Origin of the sequence: Hyphomonas sp. KY3, from assembly GCF_017309975.1 — a bacterium.
GTDB lineage: Bacteria > Pseudomonadota > Alphaproteobacteria > Caulobacterales > Hyphomonadaceae > Hyphomonas.
In genome coordinates this window covers 3364310-3388667 of the sequence record NZ_CP022271.1, presented here as the reverse complement: position 1 = coordinate 3388667, position 24358 = coordinate 3364310, and the positions used below count along the sequence as shown (strand labels likewise).

27 protein-coding genes and 1 tRNA gene are annotated in these 24358 nt (G+C 59.6%); 9 read left to right on the top strand and 19 right to left on the bottom strand.

What is annotated here, in order from left to right; translation table 11 throughout:
- Positions 1–216: 216 nt before the first annotated feature.
- A tRNA-Arg gene (locus tag CFA77_RS16290) sits at positions 217–293 on the bottom strand.
- Between the two features lie 93 nt (positions 294–386).
- Here CFA77_RS16290 and CFA77_RS16285 point away from each other — a divergent pair.
- Positions 387–1154: a thermonuclease family protein gene (locus tag CFA77_RS16285; protein ID WP_206991579.1), complete on the top strand. Its 768-nt coding sequence runs from the start codon at positions 387–389 to the stop codon at positions 1152–1154.
- Here CFA77_RS16285 and CFA77_RS16280 read toward each other — a convergent pair.
- Positions 1151–2038: an RNA polymerase factor sigma-32 gene (locus CFA77_RS16280; protein WP_206991578.1), complete on the bottom strand. Its 888-nt coding sequence runs from the start codon at positions 2036–2038 to the stop codon at positions 1151–1153. The genes CFA77_RS16285 and CFA77_RS16280 overlap by 4 nt on opposite strands.
- Before the next feature lie 201 nt (positions 2039–2239).
- On the opposite strand from CFA77_RS16280, the gene CFA77_RS16275 reads away from it, so the two are divergent.
- Positions 2240–2713, top strand: coding sequence for an MmcB family DNA repair protein (locus CFA77_RS16275; protein ID WP_206991577.1), 474 nt, complete (start codon positions 2240–2242; stop codon positions 2711–2713).
- 5 nt (positions 2714–2718) lie between these two features.
- Positions 2719–3156 (top strand): hypothetical protein, encoded by a 438-nt coding sequence (locus CFA77_RS16270; protein ID WP_206991576.1) that lies wholly within the window; start codon positions 2719–2721, stop codon positions 3154–3156.
- Here the strand turns inward: CFA77_RS16270 and tkt are convergent.
- Positions 3153–5129 (bottom strand): transketolase, encoded by a 1977-nt coding sequence (tkt, locus tag CFA77_RS16265; protein ID WP_206991575.1) that lies wholly within the window; start codon positions 5127–5129, stop codon positions 3153–3155. The two genes, CFA77_RS16270 and tkt, sit on opposite strands and share 4 nt — an antisense overlap.
- 101 nt (positions 5130–5230) lie before the next feature.
- Between tkt and CFA77_RS16260 the strand changes: the two genes are divergently transcribed.
- From CFA77_RS16260 to CFA77_RS16245, 4 genes are all read left to right on the top strand, one after another.
- Positions 5231–5512, top strand: a complete 282-nt coding sequence (locus CFA77_RS16260; RefSeq protein ID WP_034814705.1) for a DUF4164 family protein — start codon at positions 5231–5233, stop codon at positions 5510–5512.
- Positions 5505–5813 carry a cell division protein ZapA gene (locus tag CFA77_RS16255; RefSeq protein WP_034814708.1) on the top strand — a complete coding sequence of 103 codons (309 nt, stop codon included), beginning with the start codon at positions 5505–5507 and terminating at the stop codon, positions 5811–5813. The genes CFA77_RS16260 and CFA77_RS16255 overlap by 8 nt, the downstream gene beginning before the upstream one ends.
- A gap of 79 nt (positions 5814–5892) precedes the next feature.
- Complete coding sequence (locus CFA77_RS16250) at positions 5893–6105, top strand: twin transmembrane helix small protein (protein WP_034814710.1); 213 nt, start codon at positions 5893–5895, stop codon at positions 6103–6105.
- A gap of 10 nt (positions 6106–6115) precedes the next feature.
- Positions 6116–6688: a cob(I)yrinic acid a,c-diamide adenosyltransferase gene (locus CFA77_RS16245; protein WP_206991574.1), complete on the top strand. Its 573-nt coding sequence runs from the start codon at positions 6116–6118 to the stop codon at positions 6686–6688.
- Here the strand turns inward: CFA77_RS16245 and CFA77_RS16240 are convergent.
- The 6 genes from CFA77_RS16240 to argH are packed head-to-tail and all read right to left on the bottom strand — an operon-like array spanning position 6685 to position 13635.
- The gene (locus CFA77_RS16240; RefSeq protein ID WP_206993289.1) at positions 6685–7647 is read right to left on the bottom strand and encodes an MBL fold metallo-hydrolase; all 963 of its coding nucleotides are present in this window, start codon (positions 7645–7647) and stop codon (positions 6685–6687) included. The two genes, CFA77_RS16245 and CFA77_RS16240, sit on opposite strands and share 4 nt — an antisense overlap.
- A gap of 54 nt (positions 7648–7701) precedes the next feature.
- Positions 7702–10464, bottom strand: a complete 2763-nt coding sequence (locus CFA77_RS16235; RefSeq protein WP_206991573.1) for a DUF4175 domain-containing protein — start codon at positions 10462–10464, stop codon at positions 7702–7704.
- Positions 10443–11717, bottom strand: a complete 1275-nt coding sequence (gene lysA, locus CFA77_RS16230; RefSeq protein ID WP_206991572.1) for a diaminopimelate decarboxylase — start codon at positions 11715–11717, stop codon at positions 10443–10445. Before lysA ends, CFA77_RS16235 begins: the two co-directional genes overlap by 22 nt.
- 3 nt (positions 11718–11720) lie before the next feature.
- The gene (locus CFA77_RS16225; protein ID WP_034814719.1) at positions 11721–11984 is read right to left on the bottom strand and encodes a hypothetical protein; all 264 of its coding nucleotides are present in this window, start codon (positions 11982–11984) and stop codon (positions 11721–11723) included.
- Between the two features lie 10 nt (positions 11985–11994).
- Entirely contained in the window at positions 11995–12225 is a 231-nt protein-coding gene (locus CFA77_RS16220; protein ID WP_206991571.1) for a lipoprotein, read from the bottom strand.
- Positions 12226–12231: 6 nt separating this feature from the next.
- On the bottom strand, positions 12232–13635 hold the full coding sequence (gene argH, locus CFA77_RS16215) for an argininosuccinate lyase (protein ID WP_242517418.1): 1404 nt from the start codon (positions 13633–13635) through the stop codon (positions 12232–12234).
- Positions 13636–13668: 33 nt separating this feature from the next.
- Here argH and CFA77_RS16210 point away from each other — a divergent pair, with 33 nt between their 5' ends.
- The gene (locus tag CFA77_RS16210) at positions 13669–14253 is read left to right on the top strand and encodes a TlpA disulfide reductase family protein (protein WP_206991570.1); all 585 of its coding nucleotides are present in this window, start codon (positions 13669–13671) and stop codon (positions 14251–14253) included.
- Here CFA77_RS16210 and CFA77_RS16205 read toward each other — a convergent pair.
- The 3 genes from CFA77_RS16205 to rpmE form a co-directional block, all read right to left on the bottom strand.
- Positions 14242–15006 carry a hypothetical protein gene (locus tag CFA77_RS16205; protein ID WP_206991569.1) on the bottom strand — a complete coding sequence of 255 codons (765 nt, stop codon included), beginning with the start codon at positions 15004–15006 and terminating at the stop codon, positions 14242–14244. The two genes, CFA77_RS16210 and CFA77_RS16205, sit on opposite strands and share 12 nt — an antisense overlap.
- 85 nt (positions 15007–15091) lie before the next feature.
- Positions 15092–15580, bottom strand: a complete 489-nt coding sequence (locus CFA77_RS16200) for a thermonuclease family protein (protein WP_206991568.1) — start codon at positions 15578–15580, stop codon at positions 15092–15094.
- A gap of 164 nt (positions 15581–15744) precedes the next feature.
- Positions 15745–15963: a 50S ribosomal protein L31 gene (gene rpmE, locus CFA77_RS16195; RefSeq protein WP_034814727.1), complete on the bottom strand. Its 219-nt coding sequence runs from the start codon at positions 15961–15963 to the stop codon at positions 15745–15747.
- Between the two features lie 157 nt (positions 15964–16120).
- Between rpmE and CFA77_RS16190 the strand changes: the two genes are divergently transcribed.
- Positions 16121–17953 (top strand): ABC transporter transmembrane domain-containing protein, encoded by a 1833-nt coding sequence (locus tag CFA77_RS16190; RefSeq protein ID WP_206991567.1) that lies wholly within the window; start codon positions 16121–16123, stop codon positions 17951–17953.
- Between the two features lie 5 nt (positions 17954–17958).
- Here CFA77_RS16190 and CFA77_RS16185 read toward each other — a convergent pair whose 3' ends face one another.
- The 7 genes from CFA77_RS16185 to CFA77_RS16155 all read right to left on the bottom strand — a co-directional run bounded on the left by CFA77_RS16185 (position 17959) and on the right by CFA77_RS16155 (position 24349).
- Positions 17959–18117, bottom strand: coding sequence for a hypothetical protein (locus CFA77_RS16185; RefSeq protein ID WP_198019785.1), 159 nt, complete (start codon positions 18115–18117; stop codon positions 17959–17961).
- Positions 18118–18188: 71 nt separating this feature from the next.
- On the bottom strand, positions 18189–19685 hold the full coding sequence (locus CFA77_RS16180; RefSeq protein WP_206991566.1) for an NAD(P)/FAD-dependent oxidoreductase: 1497 nt from the start codon (positions 19683–19685) through the stop codon (positions 18189–18191).
- A 97-nt stretch (positions 19686–19782) separates the two neighbouring features.
- The gene (locus tag CFA77_RS16175; protein ID WP_034814734.1) at positions 19783–20601 is read right to left on the bottom strand and encodes an inositol monophosphatase family protein; all 819 of its coding nucleotides are present in this window, start codon (positions 20599–20601) and stop codon (positions 19783–19785) included.
- Between the two features lie 8 nt (positions 20602–20609).
- Entirely contained in the window at positions 20610–21176 is a 567-nt protein-coding gene (efp, locus tag CFA77_RS16170; protein ID WP_034814737.1) for an elongation factor P, read from the bottom strand.
- A 118-nt stretch (positions 21177–21294) separates the two neighbouring features.
- Entirely contained in the window at positions 21295–21975 is a 681-nt protein-coding gene (gene thiE, locus CFA77_RS16165; RefSeq protein ID WP_206991565.1) for a thiamine phosphate synthase, read from the bottom strand.
- A 26-nt stretch (positions 21976–22001) separates the two neighbouring features.
- Positions 22002–22235: a DUF1272 domain-containing protein gene (locus CFA77_RS16160; protein WP_206991564.1), complete on the bottom strand. Its 234-nt coding sequence runs from the start codon at positions 22233–22235 to the stop codon at positions 22002–22004.
- 5 nt (positions 22236–22240) lie between these two features.
- Entirely contained in the window at positions 22241–24349 is a 2109-nt protein-coding gene (locus tag CFA77_RS16155; protein ID WP_206991563.1) for a M3 family metallopeptidase, read from the bottom strand.
- Between the last annotated feature and the right edge of the window lie 9 nt (positions 24350–24358).

Here is a 24358-nt window from a genome sequence, read left to right as displayed (position 1 = left end):
CAATCCACCCCTCTTCTAATTGCAGCGGCTGTGCACGCGGAGCGACCACCGACCGCGGGTTTGCGCAGCAATTGAAGACCTTCGCTGTCTCCAAATGCCGTTTGCCTGGTTGTGTTTGTTATCGAGCGCACTGCTTCCAATATGCTTCCAACTGCTACGTCGGACTTGGAAATAGATTTTTACAAATACTCAGCTCGTTGTTATTATTCGATAAAATGGCGATCCCGGCGCGATTCGAACGCGCGACCTACAGATTAGGAATCTGTTGCTCTATCCTGCTGAGCTACGGGACCGCTTGAGTAGGGTCGGCTATACGGGAATAACCGAAAGGATTGAAGTCGCCAATTGGCGGCTCTACGCTGCGACGCTGAGGATGGGCGAGTGGTATGGCGCGATTGAAGGTGGGGTTGGTGGTCTGCATGACCCTTGTTGCGTGCGGTGCGCCGGGTCCGCTGGACAGTCTGGAGCCGGGAGAGCGCGGCCGGGTTGTGCGCGTTGTTGATGGTGACACGATCGTTCTCGATACCGGGCAAAGCGTGCGGCTAGTCGGGATCGAGGCGCCTTCGGGAGGTTACCGGGATCGCGCACCACAACCTTATCATACCGAGTCCAAGCGCATGATGGAAGACATGGTGCTCGGCCGGGAAGTCCAGCTCCACTATGGGGGCCTGACGCGTGACCGCTACGACCGGGCACTGGCTCATGCCCAGACTGTTGACGCGCTTGGGCCGACGCTCTGGCTTAACGCCGAGATGGTGAAGAGGGGCGGGGCCCGCGTGCGTGTTTACCCGGACACTGCGGCGGCAAATGCGCCCTTGCTGAAGTTTGAGCGTGATGCGCGTCGCGAGGAGATCGGCCTGTGGCGTGCTGTGGAATACCGCATTCCCTATGCCAGCGATTTACCGAAGGCTTATGAAGGCTTCCAGCTCGTGCGCGGACAGGTATCCGGCATGCGGGGAGCTGAAGGGTTTGGTGCAGTCTGTGACTTGTCGCTGCAGAACTCGGCACTCCGGCTGCAGATCCAGACGGCCGCGGCATCTTTGTGCCAGGAGACGCTGGGGCTGGGTGTATTGGCGCGCGGTTATGTGCGAGGGGACGAGATGGAAATATCCCACCCGCTCAATTTTGAATTGGTGGAAGCTCCAACCAATTAGGTGCCGGGCAGCAGGCCGGATTCGTCCGGGTCTCCCATAATACGTTCGAGCGCGCGACGCAGTTTGCCAAGTGCCTGATGTTCGATCTGCCGTACACGTTCTTTGGAGATTCCAAGTTCGTGGCCTAGCGTTTCCAGCGTGACGGAGTCTTCGCACAGGCGTCGCTGCATGATGATGTGCGTCTCGCGGGGGTTAAGTGCTTTCAGCGCATTGGCGATCCACTCCTTCCGGCGTGTCGAGTCGCGCGATTCCATCACCTGTTGCTCCGGAATCGGCGCGGCATCAGGCAGCAAGTCTTGCCATTCACCGTCGCCATCAACGGCCATGGGTGCGTTCAGGGATCGGTCAGACGCAGATAGGCGCGACGCCATGTTTTCGACATCCCGTTCCGGCACGCCGAGATGTTCGGCGATCCAGGTTCGGTTTTCCTTGGTCATCACACCGTCGCCAGTATCATCGATTCGGGCGCGCAGGCGACGCAAGTTGAAGAAGAGAGATTTCTGTGAAGAGGTCGTACCTGTTCGTACGATAGACCAGTTGCGAAGCACAAAATCCTGAATGGAAGAACGAATCCACCAGCTCGCATAGGTTGAGAAGCGCACCTTGCGATCGGGCTCAAAGCGGGCCGCGGCCATCATCAGGCCGACATTCCCTTCGGAGACGAGGTCCGGCATGGGAAGGCCGTAATGGCGGAATTTCGAGGCCATTGCGATGACAAGGCGGAGATAGGCGCGAGTTAACTCATGAAGTGCGCGTTCATCTTCTTCCTCGCGCCAGCGCCGGGCCAGTTCCAGTTCATGCTCGGCTTCCAGCATGGGGGTCTTCATGGCCTTCTTGACGTATGATCGATCCGCCGGGCCATTGGAGCTATAGGCGTTTGCCATGACGGGTCATCTCCTTCTGCGAGGTGGCTTGTTGCCAAACTAACACAGTCTCTACGGGCAAGAGCGCGCGCTGGATCAGATTCGTTCCCGATTTCAATCACTTTATGGAGAGCGCGATCACCGACGCAGCGCGGGCTTGACCTGTAGGTGGCATCGACCTTACGGTTTTCGGAACATTGGGCGAACAAAATTGAAGGACTCATGACGGATCTGGCAGATCTTGGTGTTCCGGACACGCGGGCGGGCGAAATCGTCCGAGGAACCCGGCGCTTGCTCGGCGGGCTCGGTTTTTTTGGCGTGACGGAAATGAGCCTAGCCAACAATCGCCGAGCGGACATCGCGGTGATTGGCCTGTCCGGTGAGATATGGATCGTAGAGGTGAAATCCTCAATTGCTGATTTCCGCGCGGATTCTAAATGGCCGGAATATTTGCCCTATTGCGACCAACTCTATTTCGCGGTCGCCAACGATTTTCCGCACGATCTGATCCCGGATGAAACCGGCTTGATCGTGGCCGACGCATTTGGCGGGGCGGTAGTTCGGGCGGCGCCAGAAGACAAATTGTCGGCAGCTCGGCGCAAGGCCGTCACCCTGCGACTGGCACGTCTGGCGGCCATGCGATTGACCCAGTCGGCAGATACTGGCTGGACGGCGGCACCGGGCTTGCTTACCTGACCCTCATGAGTCATGCCTTTCCCATTGCGACACGTGTAGAAGACGCCCTGAAGCCGGGCGTGAAGGTGGCGCGTACACGCGCAGAGGCCGAAGCCTTGGTGCCAGAGCACAAGATCGACTCGCTCGCGACCGATTGGATAGATGTCACCGAAGAAGAGGCCGAGGCCTACTTGTCATCGCATGCAGGTGAAAATGGCCCACACGGGCATCTCCAAAAATACGAAGACAATGAGGGCAACCCTGTCCTGGCTGTGACCTGGTGGAAGCTGGACGATCAGGCGGGGATCATGCCTTTGCCAAAGGCATCCAAGAAAAAACCGGCGGCTGAACAGCCGCCGGTGGAAGATCATACCGATGATCTCTATTTCCGGTCTGGCCGGACCAAACCACGCCGTAAACGCTACATTGATCCTCGCCAGATGGACCTATTCAAGACCAGTTAGATCAGATTCTTTACTGCCTCGGCCACCTTGTCTGCGGTGATGCCGAAGTGTTCATACAGTTTCTGGTAAGGCGCGCTCGCTCCAAAACCGTCCATGCCGACAAAGGCACCTTTAGGTCCAAGCCAGCGGTCCCAGCCAAAGCGCACGCCGGCTTCAACAGCCACTTTTGGCAGGTCACCCCCGAGTGTGTCGCGCTGGTATTTCTCGTCCTGCTCGGCAAACAATTCCATGCATGGCATCGACACAACGCGGACATGGATCTTCTCTTTGGCAAGGTCGGCCTGGGCCTGAAGGGCGATCTCCACTTCCGAACCGGTCGCGATCAGCACGGCAGATTCGCGCGACTTCACACCTGATGGCGAGATCACATAGCCACCGAGCGCGCTGAGGTTTTCGTCCGTATGCTCCTTGCGCGACGGGGCCAAGCCTTGCCGGGTCAGTGCCATTGTGGCGGGGCCTTCGGCATTGCTGAGCGCCACTTCCCAACACTCGGCCGTTTCAACGCCATCTGCAGGGCGAAAGACCCGCATATTCGGCATGGCGCGGAGCGCGGCGACTTGCTCAACCGGCTGGTGGGTCGGGCCGTCTTCGCCAAGACCAATGGAATCATGGGTCATGACATGTACCACGCGTGCGCCCATCAGGGCGCCGAGGCGGATCGCGGCGCGGCTATAGTCTGCAAAAACCAGGAATGTGCCGGAGTAGGGGATGATGCCGCCATGCAACGCCATACCGTTCATCGCCGCAGCCATACCGTGTTCGCGAACACCATAATGGACATAACGACCGGCCCAGTCAGACGGTGTCATTGCCGTGGTTGAAGAGGTCCGAGTATTGTTGGACCCCGTCAGGTCAGCTGAACCACCAACCGTTTCGGGCACGAGATTGGTGATGACTTCCAGTGCCGCGCCGCTCCATTGACGGGTGGCTTTCTTCTCGCCGCCTTCAACCACAGCCTTCTTGTGTTTGATGATCGCCTTTGAGAGATTTTTCGGCAGGCGACCGGCCATGGCCGCATTGAACTCACCCTTGTGCGGGGAGGCCATCTGACGCTCTTTCCAGGCCTTGCGAGCCTCGACGCCACGCTCGCCGACTTTCTTCCAGGCTTTTTCGATGGCGTCTGGAATTTCGAATGGCGCATGGGGCCAGTCAATGTTCTCGCGAATGCCAGCAATCTCTTCTGGCCCATAGGGGCCGCCATGGGCCTTTCCGGTTCCGGCGATCTTTGGCGCGCCATACCCAATGATGGTCTTGATGGCGAGGAAGACAGGCTGCTTCTGTTTCTGAGCCCACTTCAGGGCGGCCTCGACGTCTTTCTCGTCATGACCATCCACTTTGCGGGTGATCCAGCCCGAGGCTTCAAGCCGTGCGCACTGGTCGGTGGAGTCAGCGACATCGATATTGCCGTCAATGGTGACTGAATTGTCGTCCCAGAGCACGATCAGGCGGTCGAGTTTCATGTGGCCAGCCAGCGTGATGGCTTCTTGGCTGACGCCTTCCATGAGGCAGCCATCGCCGACGATCACATAAGTTTTGTGATCCACAAGATCGTCGCCGAAGCGCGCATTCAGGTGGCGCTCTGCCATGGCCATACCGACAGCGGTGGCAATGCCCTGGCCAAGCGGGCCTGTGGTCGTCTCAACGCCTTTGGTGACGAAGTTTTCCGGGTGGCCCGGCGTATTGGCGCCCAGCTGACGGAAATTGCGGATGTCGTCCCGGCTGACAGATTTGTACCCAGTGAGGTGCAACAGCGAATAGATCAACATCGAGCCGTGGCCCGCCGACAGAATGAACCGGTCTCGGTCCGGCCAGTCAGGCTGGGTAGGGTCAAATTTCAGGAATTTCCGGAACAGTACGGTTGCAGCATCTGCCATGCCGAGCGGCAGGCCAACATGACCTGATTTGGCCGCCTCGACGGCGTCCATGGATAGGGCGCGGACGGCATTAGCCATGTCGCGGTTCGTGACAGCCATTCTGCTGGTCTCCTTTGGTTTGCGGAAGTCGTAGGCCAGACTAAGGCCGTTGCGTCAAGTCGCTTGGCGGATTGGGATAATACCGTTACTTCATTGTGTATATGAGTGAAATCGATCCTGCCATCCGCCAGCTCGACGAGGCGTTGTCACGACTGGAAGGCGCGCTCGACAGTCTGATGGCCCGCGCCGGCAATCCGGACGTGATCAAAGCTGAGCTTGCCGCTCTCGTTTCTGACCGTTCTGACCTTGCCCAGCAGCTTGATGCGTCGCTGGCGCGTGAGCAGCAATTGCAGGCGCTTGCCGACGAGGCGAGCGAAGCACTTGGCTCAGCCATTGAAGAAGTCCGCGCGGCGATCGGCCGGGAAGGGCAGCAGGATGGCTAAAGCGGATATCCAGTTGCGCGGCCGGTCCTATTCCATTGCCTGCGCGCCCGGACAGGAAAGCCGTATCGAGGCCCTGTCGAAACAACTCGACGCGCGAGTTACCCAGATCGCAGGCGCGGTGGGTGATATTGGCGATGAGCGCCTTCTGCTGATCACGGCGCTGGCCTTGCTGGACGAACTGGATTCAGCGCGCCGCTCAGCGCCCGGCAGCGCCACCAGCGAAGCCAGGGCCGCCGAAGCCCTGGTCAAGGCAGCAAGCCGGATTACGTCTCTGGCGGAACGCATGGAAAGCGGCAGCTGATCCCCGCGACGCTTTGCGCGTGGCAAACCGTCTGTCGCGCTCTATGCTCTCACCTTCATGCTGATTGAAAGGCTGCCTCATGCAAACCATTCTGATGACAGGCTTCTACATCGCGCTTGCGGCGCTGGTAATCGTGCTGGGGCTCGGCATCGCCAATCTGGCGCGGACCGATGACAATCAGGCAAGCCGTTCCAACAAGCTTATGCGCCTGCGGGTTCTGGTACAGGCTATCGTGATCGCGCTGCTCGTCGGTCTCGGCATGGTGGTTGGTGCCATCAAGATAGGATTCTGAGGGCAGCAACATGGTCAAGCTCGACAAGATATACACGCGCTCCGGAGACAAGGGAAAGACACGCCTTTCGACGGGTGAGCCTGTTGATAAATGGCACCCGCGTGTTGTGGCCTATGGCACGGTGGACGAGACCAATGCCGCCCTCGGTGTGGCCGCGCTCAAGGCCGAGGGTGATATGCTTGCCGCCATCCGCCGTATCCAGAATGACCTCTTTGATCTCGGCGCCGACCTTGCCACGCCAGAGCGGGGCAAGCCGCTGGAATGGACTCCGTTGCGCATCATTGAAAGTCAGGTGCAACGGCTTGAAACCGAAATCGACGCGATGAACGAGCATCTCGCCCCATTGGACAGCTTCATCCTGCCGGGCGGCAGTGATCTCGCCGCGCACTTCCATGTCGCGCGGACGCTGTGCCGCAGGGCCGAGCGGGAAGTGGCGGAAGTATTTGCGATGGAAGACGAAATCGTCAGCCCTGAGGCGCTTGCCTATATCAATCGCTTGTCAGACTGGATTTTCGTCGCAGGCCGTGTCGCAAACAATAATGGCGCAGATGATGTGAAATGGGTGCCGGGCGCCAACCGCTAGGCGCGCTGTGTCTCTTGCACTTCAGCCATCAGGCCGAACAATTCGATCACGGGTGTAACCACGCCGTCCCCGCGATACTCCCGGTAGAGCGTATCGACATTGACGGCGATGCGTTCGGCGTCGCCCCAGCTTGAATAGTCCCCGAGGGCAATATCCAGCGCAGCGTCGCGCGCACTTAGACCAGCTTCAAATCGCTTGCGCGCTTCTGTGTCGACGAATTTCAGATATTCGGCAACGCGTCGCACACCCGCCTTGTCCGTCACCGGACCATGCCCAGGAACGATAACATCGACATCCATCTCGCAAATTCGGTTGCAAGCGCCGATCCAGTTGGAGACCGGGCCAGCCCACATCAGCGGAGTGCCTTCAATGAACAGGATGTCGCCGGTGAAGACCGTCTTGTCATCCGGCACATGCACCAGCACATCGCCAGCTGTATGAGCCGGGCCGACTTCGATCAACTCAATCGCCTTATCACCGACTTTCATGTCCATTTGGCCTGTAAATGTCTGAGTCGGCGCGCGCTCTTCCACACTATCGAAATCGAACGGCGCAAAGATGTCGGCAAAATAGCTGCCGGCAGGCCCGAGCTGTCCGCCGAGCTTTTTGAACTGGGCCAGCATGGCAGGCGGGACTTCGATCATTTCCCTGGCGCTGGCCTCTGACGTAATTATCTCCGCCTGCGGACAGCAGCCATTGCCATGGCAATGATCGCCATTTGCGTGCGTATTGACGATGACACCAATGTCCTCTGCCGCAAGACCGGTCGCATCCTGCATCGCACCCAGCATGGTGCGGGTAAGCGGCATGTCGAACAGCGTGTCCACGAGCAGAGACTGGTCACCGTCCCGGATCAGGCCAGCATTGGACCAACCCCATCCGCCATCCGGCTGCAGCCAGGCATAGAGCCCGTTTCCCAGATCCTTCAGGCCATGTGTGTAGGTCCAGCGTTCAGCCATCATGTTCTCCCGTCCTCGCCCGCATCAAGGCAGGGAATGGACGGGAGGGCAAGGTCAGAACCGGTCGAGCAGGCGGCGAAGGTATTCGCGCTCTTCCTCATCATCGGATTCATTGTAGCGTTGGCGCAATTCTTCCAGGATGTCCTTGGCGCGCTGGCGTTCGGTGGCGTCCGGAATATTGACCTCTTCACCGCTGTTTCCCGGCCCGCCCGATGGGCGCCCAAATGGGTCGCTTTGCTGGGCGTCCTGTCCGTTGCGTTCTCGCTCCAGCGTGTCGAGCCGTTCGGCAAGGTCACGCGAAATTTCAGACAAGGCATTTGTTGCCATTTCCTGATTACGTGCCGCCCTGCGCTCATTGCCACGCTCAAGCGCATCTTCAGCCTGTCTCTGGGCGCGCCGAATATCTTCCAACGCGTCCGGATCGACCCGGCCTTCCAGGGCGTTCTCGCCCTCGATTCCGGCGCCCAGACCCTGTTCGCGGGCGAACTCCTCAACCAGCCGTCCCAGCCGGGCTTGTCGCTCGGCAAGTGACTCCGATTGTCCCGGCCCTGTACCTTCGCCCTCATTGCCTTCGGCAAATTCGCCGCCGCCGCTACCGGGGCGTTCGCCGTTCTCCTCGCCGCCGCCTTGTGGGGCTTCAGTCTGACCGCTACCGGCTTCTCCGCCACCGGGTTGACCGGAATCCTGTCCCTGCTGCGTGCCAGACTGTTGCCCGGACTGCTGGCCTGGCTGTTGGCCGCCCTGTTCCTGTCCAGACTGGCCGGGACGCTCGCCACGTTCCTGGGCCAGCGTGTCATCATTCAGCTGGCGCTGTTCCCGCAGGATTTCCGACAGACGCCGCATGGCATCGGTCAGTTCCTGTTCTTCGGGCGGCAGGTCTTCCTGTTCGCCATCGGCTTGCTGACCGGGCATGCCCGGCATGCCACCCGAGCCGGACTGACCCTGCTGGAATTCGAGATTCTGCAGCATGTTCGTGATGTCGGAAAGCAGCTGCCGGGCCTGATCCGTTGCGCCGGTCTCCGTGAGGTCCTGCAGCGCATTCAGCATGTCTTCGAAATCCTGTCCGCCGAGATCGGGCCCACCGGACATCGCTTCCTGATCCATCTGCATTTGCGGCTGCTCGCCGCCATTCGCGATAGCCTCGGCCATCTTGGCAGCGAGGTATTCATTGGCCGCATCACGGAAGGCTTCCATCCGCTGCTTGATCTCGTCTTCAGAGGCCCCGTCCCGCAAGGCCTGCTCCAGTGCACGCCGCGCCGCTTCCAGCCGTCTCAGGGCATCTGCGGCGCTGCCATACTCCGCGCGCAGAGCTAGTGCCCAGAGCAGGGGATCAACCTGTTCGGCCTCATCCTTCGTGGCCGCTGCATCCAGAATGCCCTTGGCTGTCCGGAAAGTGAGGTACACGCCCTGATCGCGAATGTAACGCTCGCCTTTATAGGTCATGGCATCGAGCATCAGGGCGGCCTTCTGGATATCAGGCGGCGCGGTCCCGAGGCGGTTTGACGCCGTGACATTCAGTGCATCCTGGCGCAATGCGTCTTCATTCTTTGCCAGCTCTGCATAGTCGCGAGGTTCGCGCAGCACAGTCACACGCACTTCCTGAGCAACGCGCGCGATCGGATCGAGAAACAGTTTTTCCGGGAGCTTGAAGTCGACCGGTTCGCTCAGGCCGGTCTGTCCCGCCCCATCTGTGGCGACCAGGCGCAGTGTCACCGGCATACCAGCCCAGCGATGACGGGTCAGGTCCAGTTGGGTTATGTCCTCGGCCGATGTCGGCGCCGCACCAGATAACGGCACGGCGACATGGTCTGCGTCATCTGGCGCGGCTGGATTTGGGGTTTGCAGAGTGATCCGCAATTCCAGGGCCGAGACGCCATAATCATCAGAAATCGACCAGGAAATTTCGGTCCGGTCTTGTCGGCCCATTTCAGGCGCTTTCACGAAGCGGGCCTCAGGGGCCTCATCAGGCGAGGTCAGTAGGCGCCAGCTTGCGCGCTCGCCCCACCAGTTTACCGACAGGCGCGTGTCTTCCATGATCCGGGCGCGGGCTTCAAAGGCGCCATCGGGGGTCGGTTCGAATTTCTGCTTACGTGTCGCTTCGCCCTTCAGAACCAATTTCGGCGCGCTATGCGCTTCGGTGCGCAAGGTGACTTCCGAGCCCTCCGGTACGCGGACATTTTGCAATTCCGGAGTGAGGAAAATGGGTGCGCGGCCCGTGTGTTCGGGGGGCGTGATCCACGCTTCGACCACCATGCCGTCTGCACCAACCAGGGCGCCATAATCTGGAAACAGGGCGCGATGCAGGCGCGCGCTCGCATCCGTACCCGCAAAAACGCCCATCAGGACCAGAAGCGCCGGAAGGACCGCGCGCATCCAGTATGGATCAAGGCGGCTCCACTCGCGCGACAGGGACGGCAGTTTCAGGCGTTGGGCTTCTTTCAAAAGGCGCAGGCGATGCTTCTGCCACAGCTTCTGGGATCCTCGGCTCGCGCTCGCCGGGCGGTCGGTTAGCGACGAGACAGGCCGCAGGTCTGACTGTCGATCGAGCAGGCGAGTTGCATCCTCGTGGCTGACAGGCGTATAGCGCCGTCCGCCTTGCAAGATGAAGAGGATAGACCCGCCGAGAAACAGGATCGTCGCCACAGCGGCCATGGCCGAGCCCATGCGATCAATGACGCCCGCCAAGGCGATGGCGAGAAAGATCGCAACAAAGGTCAGGAAGGGCCAGAACGCCTTGAAAAAGGCGTAGACCGTCAGCTTCCGCCGCGTGGCGGAAACCTTGGCGTTGAGCGCCTTCATGCCGTCTTTGTGAGCCAATCAGGAACCTTTTCGAGGGCGATCATTTCTTCAAAGTCCGGGCGGCGACGGATGATGTCAAATGACGACCCGTTTACCAGCACTTCCGGAACCAGCGGTCTTGCATTGTAAGAGGATGACAGCACAGCGCCATAGGCACCTGCAGACATGAACGCGATCCGCTGACCGGGGCGGACAGCAGTCATTTCGCGGCCCTTGGCAAACTTGTCGGTCGACTCGCAGATCGGGCCAACCACATCGTAGGTCTTGCGCTCTGCGCCTGCACCAGCCTGATTGAGCGGCAGAATGTCGTGGTGCGCATCATAAAGCGCCGGACGCATGAGGTCGTTCATGCCTGCATCAATGATCAGGAAATCCGTCTCCGGCGCGGCTTTTTCATAAAGAACCGTGCTGAGCATGACGCCTGCATTACCCGTGATCACGCGGCCGGGCTCTAGAATGACCTGAACGCCGAGATCCTGTGTTACCTCAGCGATCATCGCCGCGTAATCAGATGGCGGGGCTGGCGCGTCGCTGTCCTTGTAGGGGATGCCCAACCCACCGCCGAGATCGATCCGGCCGATATCATGACCGGCCTCGCGCAGGCGTTTGGTGAGGCCCACGACCTTTTCGAACGCGGCGCGCATCGGGACAAGATCGCCGATTTGGCTGCCGATATGTACATCAACGCCCACAATCCGGATGCCGGGCAGGGTGGCGGCTTCAGCATAGAGGTCTTCCGCATCGCTCCACGGCACGCCGAACTTGTCGCCTTTCTTGCCGGTAGAGATATTCGGATGACCGCCGGCCGCGACATCCGGATTGACCCGGATGGCCACAGGCGCTTCTGCGCCGGTCATGTTGGCAACCTCTGACAAGCGCCGAAGCTCTGCGGCACTTTCGACATTGAACTGGTGAATGCCTGCACGCAGGGCCAGCTGCATTTCCTCGGCGGTCTTGCCGACACCTGAGAACACTATCCGCTCGGCCGGGATGCCTGCCCTGAGGGCGCGCTGCAACTCGCCGCCGCTGACCACGTCTGCGCCGCAGCCTTCGCGGGCAAGTGTCGACAGGACGCCAATATTGCCATTCGACTTTACCGAAAAGGCGATCAGGCAATCCTGCCCCTCAAACGCCGCCGCGATGACGCGGGCATGTCGCACCAGGGTTGCGGACGAATACACATAACAGGGTGTGCCGACCTCATCTGCAATCTTGTTGAGATTCACGCCCTCGCAATGAAGGCTGCCATCCTGATAAGTAAAGTGGTGCATGAACTACTCGATTTCGCCGAGCGCGCCATTGTCTATGGGCGTCGTCGGTTTGGCGTCTGGGATGACGCCGCCCCATTGATTGGTGATCGGGCCGTCTGGTTCGGTTGTGTCGAGTTCCGTTGCCACCGCGACCGGTTCAACCGTTTCGACGGGTGCAACGGCTTCGACGACCAGAGTCGTAGGCTGGCTCTGGCATGCGGCGGCGAGGCACAAGGCCGTAATGCCGGCGATCCATCGCGCGGCGGAGATTGGCTTGGGTAATTTCATGGAATGCTTCCTACGCGCCGCCGAGCAATTCATCATCGGCTCCGGTATCGCTGCCTTCGTCTTCACGGTCCGGTAGGCTTGGCAGATTGTTCTGATTCTGGTCAGGCAATTCAGCGGGTTCCAGACCATCGGTTCGCTCACCCCAAAGTGGGTCTGGGCGTTTCAAATCCCCGGTCAGGCCACACGCGGCCAGATTGGCAGATGCGAGCAGCGCCGCAGCGAGAAGAAGAGGGCGTTTCATCAATGACTACTCCAGTCGAAGTCTCTGTTTCCACTGTGCCACTTGTTCGGCAACGCGAACAGGGCTTGTAGCGCCATAAGATGTCCGAGATGAGGCAGACGCCTCAACTGTCAGCACATCGAATACCGCATCGGTAATTTCGGCGTTCACGCTCTGCATGTCGGCCAATGTCAGATCTGACAGATCGCAGGCTTTCTCCTCAGCCTTCGCGACCAATTGGCCCGTGACATGGTGGGCATCCCGGAACGGAAGACCCAACTCACGGACCAGCCAATCAGCAAGGTCGGTGGCGGTCGAAAATCCCTTCGCGGCTGCCGCGCGCATATTATCGGGTTTGAAACGGATCGTCTCGATCATGCCGGTCATGGCGCGAACACAAAGATTATAGGTGTCGAAGGCTTCAAAGGTCAGGCGCTTGTCGTCCTGAAGGTCCTTGGCATAGGCCAACGGTAGCGCTTTGACCGCGCCCTGCAGGGAGCTGTAGAGGCCGGTAATCAGGCTCGCCTTGGCACGGATCAGTTCGGCAGCATCCGGATTGCGCTTTTGCGGCATGATGGACGAACCGGTCGACCAGGCGTCGGTGAGCTGCGCAAATCCAAACTGTGCACTGGTCCAGAGCACGATCTCTTCGGCAAGGCGGGACAAATGCGTCGCAGCGATGGACAGGGCCGCCAGGGCTTCCAGTGCAAAATCGCGCGCCGACACCGCATCCAGCGAATTGGCCATGGGGCGGGCAAAGCCCAACGCTTCCGCGGTCATGTCTCGGTCGATGGGGAATCCGGTGCCAGCCAGCGCCGCAGAGCCCAGCGGGCACTCGTTCAAACGCTCGGCACAATCGAGCAGGCGCGAGCGGTCGCGTTCCAGCATTTCGGCATAGGCCAGCAAATGATGGCCCAGTGTGACGGGCTGTGCGGTCTGGAGGTGCGTGAAGCCCGGCATCACGGTTTCTGTATTCTCGCCGGCGCGACTGACCAGAGCGCTCTGCAGGCCAGCGACCAATTGCATGGCCTCGTCGAGTGCGCCGCGGGTCCAGAGGCGGAAATCGGTGACGACCTGGTCATTGCGCGATCGCGCCGTGTGCAGTCGGCCTGCGGGTTCGCCAATCAGCTCCTTCAGGCGCGCTTCGACATTCATATGAATGTCTTCGAGCTCCCGGCGGAAAGGGAACGATCCGTTCCTTAATTCCTCGGCAACCGTATCAAGGCCGCCCTGAATGGCTTCATTGTCGGCCTCGGAGATGATGCCCATTTCAGCCAACATGTCGGCATGGGCGCGGCTGCCGGCGATATCTTCAGCGGCCATCCGGCGGTCAATGTCGAGGGATGCGTTGATTTCTTCCATGATGTCGGTCGGGGTCGCGGCAAAGCGTCCGCCCCACATTGTCTGGCCTTTGCCTGTCGTCACTGCCATATCCCTTCAAACTCGTATTGGAGACCGCGCCCCATGACCCGTCTGGCCTATATCGCCCTCTTCTTGATCGGCCTGATCGCAATTGTCTATGCGCTGATGAGCGCAGGGGGTGGAAAACCTTCAGAAAACAGGTTGGAAGCCTATGCGAGAGGCGAAATCGAGAAACTTGATTTCTCTCAGGCTGGAACATCCGCCTCAAACGCGCCCTTCTATCTGGAAGACGGCTCAGCCGTTTCGCTGGATGCGTTCATGGGGAAAGTTGTTCTGGTGAATTTCTGGGCCACATGGTGTGCGCCCTGCGAAAAGGAAATGCCGTCGCTCGGAGCGCTTCAGACCGCGCGGGGCGGGGACCGGTTTGAAGTGGTTGCGATCAGCGTTGATGCCCAAGAAGACCTTTCCTATGCCGCGCAGCGCCTCGGTGAACTGGGTGCGAGCAACATCACGTTCCACAGCGCAACGCCGGAACAGTATGAGATCGTTTACGATAGTGGGGTTCAGGGCTTTCCCACGACGATCCTGTACGATGCGAGCGGCGTGGAGATCGCGCGTCTGGCCGGGGATGCCGACTGGAGTTCTATCGAAGCGGTCGGATTCATCGACGCGCTGCTAAAGAATTGAGGCTGCCAGTCGGGCCCGGGCGATCTGGGTTCCCATGGCCGGTTCAGGCGCAACCGCATCGACCATGACCGGACCGTCGCCGGGCCACATGCGGACCAGCAATTCCAGTTCCAGCACCAGGTCATCCGCGCCTTCCATATTTCGGGCCACGTCGCGCGCGGTCGCCGCATAGCCATATGCCGCTTGATAGGCCGGGGCGCGGTCAATCGCGGCATCAATAACGCCGACCCCATATTCGTCGCCGCAAAGTTCTAGCAGGAAGAGAACAAGATCCAGCTGTTCGAGGCCTGTTGCCTCCAGCGTCTCTGCAAGGTTGGCCTTGGCGGCGATGAGCGCGTCTTCAACGTCCTCTGCGGGTGTTCCGGCTGTTGCGGCGGCGTGGACAGTCTCATAGACGCTGGTGTCGAAGCCAAATGCGCCAAATCCGTCGCGTTCCGACTGGGTTTCAAGCGACACCGCGTGATTGAGTTGCGCCGCTGCGAGGTCTGGCGCGCCCGCGCGGTAGAGTGCCAAGCCCGCCTCGATATGACCGGCGAGTACAGCGACGCGCTTGTCTGCCGTCAGGATGCGTACGCCGACCGACGTGCTGACTTCATTGCCTGTCAGGGCGCGGTCCGTTTCGATTTGCAGTGAATTTTCTGGTGGTGCAGTTTCCGGTGCCGCCGTGCGGGCCGGGGCCGGGTCATTGCAAGCGGACAGGGCCGCGTTACCAAGCAGGACAGATGCGGCAGCGGCCGTCTTCCGGGAAATCATTTTTGGCGTGGCTCCTGTCGTACGTTCTCAGCAGAACCTAGAGACAGGAACGCTACGGGGCAATGCAGCGGCCTGGTTTGCAGAACTACGGGCTGACTTGGCCCGATGTTGTCGATCTACGGTGCGGGCTGCACCAGTCTGGCTTTGGAGCACCGCCATCATAGTCCCAGACTTGGTGGCTGCCTTCGGCCACAAGGCGCGTGGCGAGATCTTCACCATCGATGCTGATATCAACGACGAGCCGCTTGTATCGGTCGAGACCATAATCGCGTGTCACAGCTATTTCCTTGCCACGAGTCAGTTCGATCACCCTTTCCTTGGCGATATAACCTTGTTCGCGTTCGGCTTCGCAGTCGGCCCCGCCAAGCTGTTTCAGACTGCGCGTCTCAGGCGCGTCGACACCATGCAGGCGGAATTTGGTGCCGTCTGGCAGGCGCCCGGAATCGCCGTCGGACCAATAGACGAGGCCGTCCTGTTCGATAGCGGCTTGAGCTGCCAGCGCGGCTGCGCCGCCGAGGCCGGCAAGGATCGCCACGGAATACAGGACAGATCTGACTTGAATGCCGCGCAACATGTTCGTGCCTCCTGAAAGTGTGAGGCGCACGCTGGCGCTGGCGGGTTAAGCGAGGGTTAACCGGTCAGATGTGGGGTCAGTTTTGGAAATAGGGACCAAACGGAAAAACCCCGGCCAAAAGGCCGGGGCTTTCCACTATACGCATCATGCGAAGCGAAGAACGCTTACATGAAGCCTTTGAACTTGTCTTTGAAGCGCGAGACGCGGCCGCCACGGTCGAGCATCTTGCCGTCGCCGCCGGTCCAGGCCGGGTGCGATTTGGAATCGATGTCCAGAACAAGGCGGTCGCCTTCGCTGCCATAGGTGGAGCGCGTCTGATATTCGGTTCCGTCTGTCATCACTACGGTGACGAAGTGATAGTCGGGATGACCTTCTTTTTTCATGGCCTTCGCCTCTCTTGAACTCTAAGGACAACCGCGCTGCCATCGCTTGGGTGCGCGGGCTTGTCTCAGCCTGTTTTCGAAGTGGCGCGTGTAACTGAAAGACGCGACCTCTGCAAGAGGCTGCTGGCAGGGAATCTGAAAGGACTTATAGACGGGCATGACCGATACAGACAGCTCCTTCACAGAAGACCGCCGTGCAACAGAACCAGCAGGCGGCGAAGCGATCAACCGGCCCAAGGCAAAGTCGTTGAAACCACTGGCCTTGCTGATGCCCTATGTCGCCCGTCATTGGGTGACCGTGTCCATCGCACTCGTATTCCTGGTGGCGGCGGCGGCCGTTAGTCTCGCGATACCTTTGCTGCTCGGCAGCGCCGCGGATGCGGGCCAGGCCGCGCAGGGCAGCGCCGAGGAATTGTTGGCGCTGGTCGACCGCGCATTTCTCTGGGTTGCGCTGGCGGCCATTCTGTCAGGCGTGCTTGGCGCGATCCGGTTCTATTTCGTGTCGCGCTTTGGCGAACGGATTGCGGCCGACCTGCGCAAGGATCTTTATGCGCACCTGCTGAAACTGTCGCCCCGCTATCATTCGCAGATGCGGTCTGGCGAGGCGGTGTCGCGCCTGACAGCAGACATCACGCTGATCGAAACCTTTCTTGGCTCGTCGGCGTCATTGGCCGCACGGACGCTGCTGACCACCACGGGCGCGCTGACCATGATGCTGGTCGTGAACTGGAAGCTCGGCCTCACCTTGCTGGCCATGTTGCCGGTGGCCGTTCTGCCCGTCATGGCGATTGGCCGGGTGATCCGGAAGATGTCGAACCGGGCGCAGTCACGACTGGCGGATGCGGGCGCGGAAGCTGCCGAGGCGCTAGACGCAATCGAACTGGTTCAGGCCTATAATCGGGAACAAAGCCGGCTGGGAGCATTTACCGAGGCGGTCGAGGCGACGTTTGATGCGGCGATGCGCCGGATCGGGGCGCGGTCGCTGATGATCGTTTTGGTCTCTGTGCTGCTGTTTGGCGGCTTTGTGGGTGTGCTCTGGATGGGTGCGCGGGCCGTCGCAACTGGGTCCATGAGCTTTGGCGATCTCGCCTCCATGGTGCTCTACGCGCTTTATGCAGGATCGGGCTTTGGCATGCTGGCGGAAGTCTATGGCGAAGTCATGCGCGCGGCCGGCGCGGCCGACCGTGCCGCTGAAGTGCTGAACGCTGAACCCGAAATCACCGCACCAGAAAACCCTGTTGCCCTGCCGGGCAAGGTGACCGGCGCGCTTGCCTTTGAGGATGTTACTTTCCGCTATGGCGATGAAGCTGTCTCGGCGCTTGATCATTTCTCCCTGTCGGTAAAGCCGGGCGAGTTTGTGGCGCTTGTCGGGCCGAGCGGCGCAGGCAAGACTACGGTCTTTCGCCTGGCCTTGCGCCTATTCGATGTGCCATCAGGCACGGTCACGCTTGACGGCGTATCTGCCATGCAGGCTGATCCGCGTGACTGGCGTCAGCAATTTGCCTATGCGCCACAGGAATCGGCGTTGTTCACAGGCACTGCAGCGCAGAATATCGGCTTTGGTACCGACACGCCTGACGAGGCCCTGCTTGAGCAGGCTGCTCGCATGGCTGAAGCGTTCGACTTCCTGGCTGAAAAAGACGGGCTTGCGACGGATCTTGGCCAGAAGGGGAGGAGTCTGTCAGGCGGCCAGCGTCAGCGTATTGCGCTCGCCAGGGCGCTTGTGCGCGATGCGCCGGTGCTCCTGCTGGATGAAGCAACCTCAGCGCTCGATTCCGAAAGCGAAGCGGCTGTGCGCCGGGCCATTTCCAACGCCGCCGAGGGCCGCACCACACTGGTGATCGCACACAGACTCTCCACGGTGCGCCGGGCTGACCGGATCATCGTGATGGAACATGGGCGCATCGTCGAGGAAGGCAGTCACGAGGAACTCGTGGCCAGGGGCGGCCTGTATGCCCGCCTTGCCGAATTGCAGTTTGCAGAGGGTTGACCCACCTATTTCTTGCGGAGTTTCTTGACCTTGCCATCAATCGTGAACGCGAAGGCAAGTGACAGAACCAGCGGCACCCAGATGGGCAGTTCTCCCAGCCCCGGCGCATCCAGCGCCGCCGCGAGATGATCGTCTACGCACCACCATAACAGCCATAGCCACATATCTTTGTTCCCTTCATCAAGACCCTGTATTTTCAATATAGGGAGCTCGACAAAAGAAATATAGCAAAACGCTATTCTGCGGCTTGCAAGACGGGCGGCTTGCTGGCGGCCTCTTCGGCCTTTGTGAAATCCATCACGCCATCGGCGATTGGCCCGCGGCGCAGGTTCTTGACGTCAGCGCTGTAGTTCTGGTGCAGCTTCCACGGTTTTTCCGTGTGCTGGCGGGGGAACTGGTCCATGACGCGTTGGAAATACCCGGATGAGAAGTCCACGAACGGTTCGGTTTGGTTGGGATATTGTTCAAGTTTCGGCATGGCCGACGTGTAGCCATGCTGGTCCATGTAGTTCAGAAGGCGGCAGACATATTCAGATGTCAGGTCGGCCTTCAGGGTCCATGAGGCGTTGGTGTAGCCGAAAGTGACCGCCAGATTTGGCATGTTGGAGAGCATCACGCCCTTATAGTTCAAGAGCCGTCCAGCATCGGTGCGGGTGCCATCAACGGACACGTCCACGCCATTCATGAACTGCAATTGCAGGCCGGTCGCGGTGACGACGATGTCGGCCTCGATCTCCTTGCCGGATTTCAGCTTTATCCCGTTGTGGGTGAACGTCTCGATGTGATCGGTCTCCACGCTCGCCTTGCCAGACTTCAGCGCATTGAAAAGATCGGAATCCGGCACGAGGCATAACCGCTGTTCCCACGGGTTATAGGACGGATTGAAATGGGTCTCGACTGGATAGTCCGGGCCGAGTTCTTCTTTCACCATGCCGATCAGCCGCTCGCGGGCCTTGTCGGGATTTGAACGGGTCTGTTTGAAGAAAAATTGCTGCAGCAGGACATTCCGCCAGCGGATGAAGGAGTAGGCCCAGCTGTCAGGCAGTATCTTGCGCAGGAAATTGGCGAACTTGTCTACCGCCGGGCGCGAAACAACATAGGTTGGCGAGCGCTGGAGCATGGTGACGTGCGCAGCCTTGTCGGTCATGGCAGGCACCATTGTCATGGCGGTCGCGCCAGATCCGATGATGACGACTTTCTTGCCGGAATAGTCGAGGTCTTCCGGCCAATGCTGCGGATGAATGAATTGGCCCTTGAAGGCGTCTTCGCCCGGGAAGTCCGGCCGATAGCCCTCGTCATAGCGGTAGTAGCCGCCGCACATGAACAGGAAACGACACGTCGTGATTGAACGCGCACCAAATTCATCCTCGTGCGTCACATGCCAGGCTTGGTCGGGCGTGGACCAGTTGGCGGCGACGATGGCCGTGTTGAATTTGATGTGGGGTGTGACGCCATATTCGTTGGCGGTGTCCGCGACATATTTCCGGATCGAAGGCCCATCGGCAATGGCCTTCGCTTCGGTCCACGGTTTGAAGTTGTAACCGAGCGTATGCATGTCGCTGTCAGATCGAATGCCCGGATAGCGAAACAGGTCCCAAGTGCCGCCAATTGCGCCACGCTGCTCGAATATCTGATAGCCGAGGCCTGGACACTTCTTTTCGAGATGAACCGCGGCGCCGATGCCGGAAAGGCCCGCTCCGATGATGAGAACGTCGGTATCGGTATGTATCATGACTGCTTCCTGCCCATTTTTCAGCCTATAAGGCCAAAAAATGACGCGGGTGTCACGATCTTTCTGGTGTCAGGAGGCCTTGCCGCTAGGGAAGGGTTTAGTCCGCTTTCCGCGCGAACGCCGCAGCATGGCGCAGCTGCTGTTCGATCAACGGATGGAGCTCTTCATTGGCAGCCAGAACCGAGCCGGTCTTCATGAAGTCGCCGCCATCGATTTCGGCAACGGTTCCGCCCGCTTCGCGCACCAGCACGATGCCCGCAGCAATGTCCCAGGGTTTCAGGTCGCGCTCCCAGAATCCGTCAAACCGTCCCGCGGCGACGTAAGCGAGATCCAGAGCTGCGGAGCCATAGCGGCGAATGCCAGCGCATGCGGGCGTCATCGCAAGCATTTCGCGGGCAAAATTCGCGTGCATTTCTTCGGCTTTGCCGTGCCAGGGCGTTCCGGTGGCCACCACAGCCTCATTGAGGCGGGTGCGAGCGGCAACACGCAACTTGCGGTTCTCCAGCCATGCGCCGCGTCCGGTCTCAGCCCAGAAGATCTCGTTCTTCGCGACGTCATAGACCACTCCGGTCAACAGCTTGCCTTCGCGCTCGAGCGCAATGGAGACAGCATAGTGCGGCTGGCCGTGCAGGAAGTTCAGCGTACCGTCGAGAGGATCCACGATGAATCTGTTCGACTTGTCTGTGCCTTCGACAATGCCCCGTTCTTCCATGACAAAGCCATAGCCGGGCCGCGCCTTCGCGAGCGCTGAGTAGATGATCTCTTCGGCGCGATGATCGGCGTTGGAGACAAAGTCTGCCGGGCCCTTCTTGGACACTTGCAGATTTTCGACTTCGCCGAAATCACGGGCAAGCGAACGGCCAGCTGCACGTGCAGCGGCGATCATGACGGTGCCAACGGGGGAGGGTTTGGACATGGGAGTTCCTAGTCGGAGCGACGGAGATAAGTGGAATCGGCTGTCTGGACGACAATGCGTTCGCCGGTGCCGACAAAGGGCGGAACCATGACCCGGACGCCGCCGTCACAGATTGCGGGTTTGAAGCTGTTGGCAGCCGTCTGGCCTTTCACAACCGGCTCGGTTTCCTGAACTTCGAGGATCACCTGTTCCGGCAGATCAACACCAATCGGCGTCTCGCCATAAAACTCAATGGAGACGGTCATGCCGTCCTGCAAGAAAGCGCCCTGGTCGCCGATAAAGTCTCGCTGGATCGCGATCTGTTCAAAGCTTTCCTGGTCCATGAAGGTGAAAGCGTCATCGTCCGCAAACAGGAATTGATGGTCTTTCTGCTCCAGACGGACCTTCTCAACGGTCTCGGAAGAACGGAAGCGCACGTTCGATTTCGATCCATTCAGCAGGTTGCGCAGTTCGACCTGATTGAACGCGCCGCCCTTGCCGGGCTTGACCGACGCCGTCTTCAGGGCGCGCCAGACCGTGCCGTCATGCTCGATGACGTTGCCGGGCTTGATTTCATTACCATTGATCTTGACCATTGGGGCGTGTCCTTTTGAAGGTTTGGCGGGGGCGTAAGCCTTTGGCCCGAAACGGTCAAGCGGGCGGAGTGTTAATGCGGGACCGGTTCATGCAGGGTTTTACAGCGAGCTTGCAGCGTCAGGCCTTCGATGCATCGAGCCGGTCAAGAAGCGCATTGAAGTGGGCAATCGCTACCGGCGCGCCTTCAGGATGATCCCAGACCCCGGATGAGACCGCGAGGAAATCAGCGCCAGCTACAGCGAGCGGCTCGGCGTTTTCGACTGTGATGCCACCAATCGCGACACAGGGCACTTCCATGCTTTCCTGCCATATTTCCAGAAGGTCCGGATTCGCCTCGACCGTACCGGTCTTGGTGCGGGTCGGGAAGAACGCACCAAAGGCGACATAATCTGAGCCAGCCTCGCATGCCTGCATGGCAGCATGACGTGAGTTCTTGGCGGTTGCGCCGACAATCATGTCCGGGCCGACGATCTCCCGGGCTTTCTTGACCGGCATGTCATCCATCCCGACATGAACGCCATCTGCACCTATCTCGACGGCAAGTTCGGCGCTGTCATTGACCAGCACGGCAACGCCGTAGGCCTGGGCCATTTCTGTAACGGCTGCGCCAACGGCGCGGGTGGCGTCGACGTCGATCTCGCCGGTATCAGCCTTCAGGCGCAGTTGGAGACAGGCGACATCGCCCGCTGACAATGCCGTTTCCAATAGGGCTGCAAAGCCCTCCACATCTTCGATGCGGGGCGGAGTTATCAGGTAAAGCCGCGTGCGCGGGCGGACATAGTCTTCGGTCTTGCTCATGGCGCGCGCTATAGCGCAGGGCGTGCCTAGCCGGAAGTCTTCAAAACCCGCTGCGTGCTGGCGGGGTAGGCGTCGAGTGGCTTGCCGCGCCGCATCGGCCGGGGCTCGAGGTCGCCGCCGCAGTTCGGGCAGCGACCATCGAGAGGACCGTCCATGCAATCAGAGCAGAACGTGCATTCGAACGAACAAATAAACGCTCCGGCGTCATCCGGCGGCAAATCGGTATCGCAGCGTTCACAGTTCGGACGCATCTCCAACATCACTGCTAGTCCTTTTCAGCTTCCACACTGGGTGCGGACGCCGCGGCGTCGATCAAGTGCTGCTCATACGCTTTAGGCGACCAATCGCGCCCAAGGAAATCATGCACGAGTTCGGCGGCCGGTTTTGATGATCCGGCGCTCAGGACCAGTTCCCGATAGCGTTCAGCGGTGACTTCGTCGCGCAAGCCGTTTGCTTCGAACTGCTTGAACATGTCTGTCGCGATCGCGAGTGACCATTGATAAGTGTAGTAGATCGCAGAATAGCCATCGAGGTGCCCAAAGCTGGCATACCGATGGAGGTCCGGCAGGGTCTCGAATGGGCTGAGGCCAGCTTCCTGTTCAAGCCAGATCTTCTCGAAATCCACCTCAGAGGGTGGGTGATTATAGTAATTCATCGAGACGCCGGCATAGGTCAGCTGACGGAGCGTGCCGAGGCCGGTGCCGAAGTCACGCGCGGCGTTCATCTTCTCGACCAGTTCGACGGGAATGATTTCGCCGTCGGAGTTTACGGCGAACTTTGCCAGCGTATCATAATCCCACACCCAGTTTTCCAGCATCTGTGACGGGGCTTCAATGAAATCCCATTCAAGGCTGCTCATGCTGAGATCGGCGTAGTCTGGTTGGCCAGAGAACATCGCATGGATGAGGTGGCCGAATTCATGGAGGAAGGTTTCGACCTGTCTATGCTCCATCAGACCGGTCGTATGATCGCCCGCAGGGAAGTTGCACATCAGTGAGGCAACTGGCACGCCTTCAGATGTTGGGCCGAACCGAATGGGGAAGGCGGCCGCGTGTTTGAACTTGCCCTCGCGGGGATGCATGTCGAGGAAGAAACGGCCGACCAGTTCGCCATCCTTGTAGATTTCGTGAGCGGTTACGGTTTCCTGCCAAATCGGAGCATCGGTCCAGTCACGTATCTCGACTTCGAACAGGTCCTGTACCAACGAAAATATGCCTGACCGAACGTCATTGTAGGCGAAGTACTGGCGCACTTCCTGGGCGTCGAGCGCATAGTCGGTTTGGCGAATCTGTTCCGAAAGATAGCCGCTGTGCCACTGGCTGACCTGCGTCGCGTCGGGATTACTGTTTTGTTGAAAAGCCAGCAGGCGTTCGTATTCGATTTCAGCGGCGTTTCGGGCGGCGGCTTCGACACCGTCGAGGAAGTCGATGGCAACCTCTGGCGAGCCCGTCATCTTGTCTTCGGTGATATAGGCTGCGTAATTTTCATAGCCCAGCAATTGTGCAAGTTCGTAGCGCTTCTCGAGCAGTTTCCGGAGTGGCTCTACATTCTCCGGATACGCACGGTTGGCCGAGGCAATGAAGAGGGATTTCTTCAAGTCTTCGTTCGGGGAGTAGTTGAAGACAGGCATCAGGTCCGGATAGTTGGTCGTGATGACGATCTTGCCATCCTCATTGGGCGTGTGGGCGTCGATATAATCCTGTGGCAGTCCCTCCAGCGCGTCGACTGAATCGACTTCGACCTGTCCGACAATTTCGCGGAGGTTTTTGCTGAACTCAGTGCTGATCTCCGCCAGTTCGGCGTTCAGTTCCTCTACGCGCGTTCGCGTCGCTTCGTCCTTGTCGACACCGCTGCGCCGATAGTCTCTCAGAATGCGGGACAACATGAGGGCGGAGCGATCATCGAGGGCGTCGGCATCAATCGCGACCATGCGTTCGTAGATGGGGCCGGACAGGGAGAGCGTCGAGATGATGCTGGCTGTGTCTTCCTGACATGCGCTGCCGACTTCCCTCAACGCTTCGTCCGGGTTTGCTTCGGCCACGATAGCCGCTTCTCCATAGCCAACCGAAAAGGCGATATTTGTCAGCAGGTCAAAATCCTGAATGTCCTGAACACCGGGCGGCGTGTCGCGGGTTTCAAGATCGGTGATGAACTTTCCGGCGAGCAGCATCGCATTCTCGCAACGGGATTCGAACACTTCCGCAGAGGCCGGATTGACGACGAGCTCGGCCAGCATCGCGCTGGCTTCGTCCTGCAGGCTAGGCGTGTTTGCCTCTGCCTGTTCCAACACTGTCGGCTCGACGGTTGCCATGCAAGAAGCAGCCGCCAGGAGCGTCAGCGCGGATACCGCGCCTGTTACGGTGTGTTTAATCATGCCTTTAAG

Bases quoted from the DNA above. Each gene is read 5' to 3' on its own strand.
- CFA77_RS16270 (WP_206991576.1), top strand. From the start codon at position 2,719: ATGAGTCATGCCTTTCCCATTGCGACACGTGTAGAAGACGCCCTGAAG.
- CFA77_RS16155 (WP_206991563.1), bottom strand. From the start codon at position 24,349: ATGATTAAACACACCGTAACAGGCGCGGTATCCGCGCTGACGCTCCTG.
- CFA77_RS16180 (WP_206991566.1), bottom strand. From the start codon at position 19,685: ATGATACATACCGATACCGACGTTCTCATCATCGGAGCGGGCCTTTCC.
- CFA77_RS16250 (WP_034814710.1), top strand. From the start codon at position 5,893: ATGCAAACCATTCTGATGACAGGCTTCTACATCGCGCTTGCGGCGCTG.
- CFA77_RS16275 (WP_206991577.1), top strand. From the start codon at position 2,240: ATGACGGATCTGGCAGATCTTGGTGTTCCGGACACGCGGGCGGGCGAA.
- CFA77_RS16285 (WP_206991579.1), top strand. From the start codon at position 387: ATGGCGCGATTGAAGGTGGGGTTGGTGGTCTGCATGACCCTTGTTGCG.
- tkt (WP_206991575.1), bottom strand. From the start codon at position 5,129: ATGGCTGTCACGAACCGCGACATGGCTAATGCCGTCCGCGCCCTATCC.
- efp (WP_034814737.1), bottom strand. From the start codon at position 21,176: ATGGTCAAGATCAATGGTAATGAAATCAAGCCCGGCAACGTCATCGAG.
- CFA77_RS16220 (WP_206991571.1), bottom strand. From the start codon at position 12,225: ATGAAACGCCCTCTTCTTCTCGCTGCGGCGCTGCTCGCATCTGCCAAT.
- CFA77_RS16205 (WP_206991569.1), bottom strand. From the start codon at position 15,006: ATGATTTCCCGGAAGACGGCCGCTGCCGCATCTGTCCTGCTTGGTAAC.
- CFA77_RS16160 (WP_206991564.1), bottom strand. From the start codon at position 22,235: ATGTTGGAGATGCGTCCGAACTGTGAACGCTGCGATACCGATTTGCCG.
- CFA77_RS16260 (WP_034814705.1), top strand. From the start codon at position 5,231: ATGAGTGAAATCGATCCTGCCATCCGCCAGCTCGACGAGGCGTTGTCA.
- CFA77_RS16255 (WP_034814708.1), top strand. From the start codon at position 5,505: ATGGCTAAAGCGGATATCCAGTTGCGCGGCCGGTCCTATTCCATTGCC.
- CFA77_RS16200 (WP_206991568.1), bottom strand. From the start codon at position 15,580: ATGTTGCGCGGCATTCAAGTCAGATCTGTCCTGTATTCCGTGGCGATC.
- lysA (WP_206991572.1), bottom strand. From the start codon at position 11,717: ATGCACCACTTTACTTATCAGGATGGCAGCCTTCATTGCGAGGGCGTG.
- CFA77_RS16225 (WP_034814719.1), bottom strand. From the start codon at position 11,984: ATGAAATTACCCAAGCCAATCTCCGCCGCGCGATGGATCGCCGGCATT.
- CFA77_RS16280 (WP_206991578.1), bottom strand. From the start codon at position 2,038: ATGGCAAACGCCTATAGCTCCAATGGCCCGGCGGATCGATCATACGTC.
- CFA77_RS16190 (WP_206991567.1), top strand. From the start codon at position 16,121: ATGACCGATACAGACAGCTCCTTCACAGAAGACCGCCGTGCAACAGAA.
- CFA77_RS16175 (WP_034814734.1), bottom strand. From the start codon at position 20,601: ATGTCCAAACCCTCCCCCGTTGGCACCGTCATGATCGCCGCTGCACGT.
- CFA77_RS16245 (WP_206991574.1), top strand. From the start codon at position 6,116: ATGGTCAAGCTCGACAAGATATACACGCGCTCCGGAGACAAGGGAAAG.
- rpmE (WP_034814727.1), bottom strand. From the start codon at position 15,963: ATGAAAAAAGAAGGTCATCCCGACTATCACTTCGTCACCGTAGTGATG.
- CFA77_RS16240 (WP_206993289.1), bottom strand. From the start codon at position 7,647: ATGGCTGAACGCTGGACCTACACACATGGCCTGAAGGATCTGGGAAAC.
- CFA77_RS16210 (WP_206991570.1), top strand. From the start codon at position 13,669: ATGACCCGTCTGGCCTATATCGCCCTCTTCTTGATCGGCCTGATCGCA.
- thiE (WP_206991565.1), bottom strand. From the start codon at position 21,975: ATGAGCAAGACCGAAGACTATGTCCGCCCGCGCACGCGGCTTTACCTG.
- argH (WP_242517418.1), bottom strand. From the start codon at position 13,635: ATGGCAGTGACGACAGGCAAAGGCCAGACAATGTGGGGCGGACGCTTT.
- CFA77_RS16185 (WP_198019785.1), bottom strand. From the start codon at position 18,117: ATGTGGCTATGGCTGTTATGGTGGTGCGTAGACGATCATCTCGCGGCG.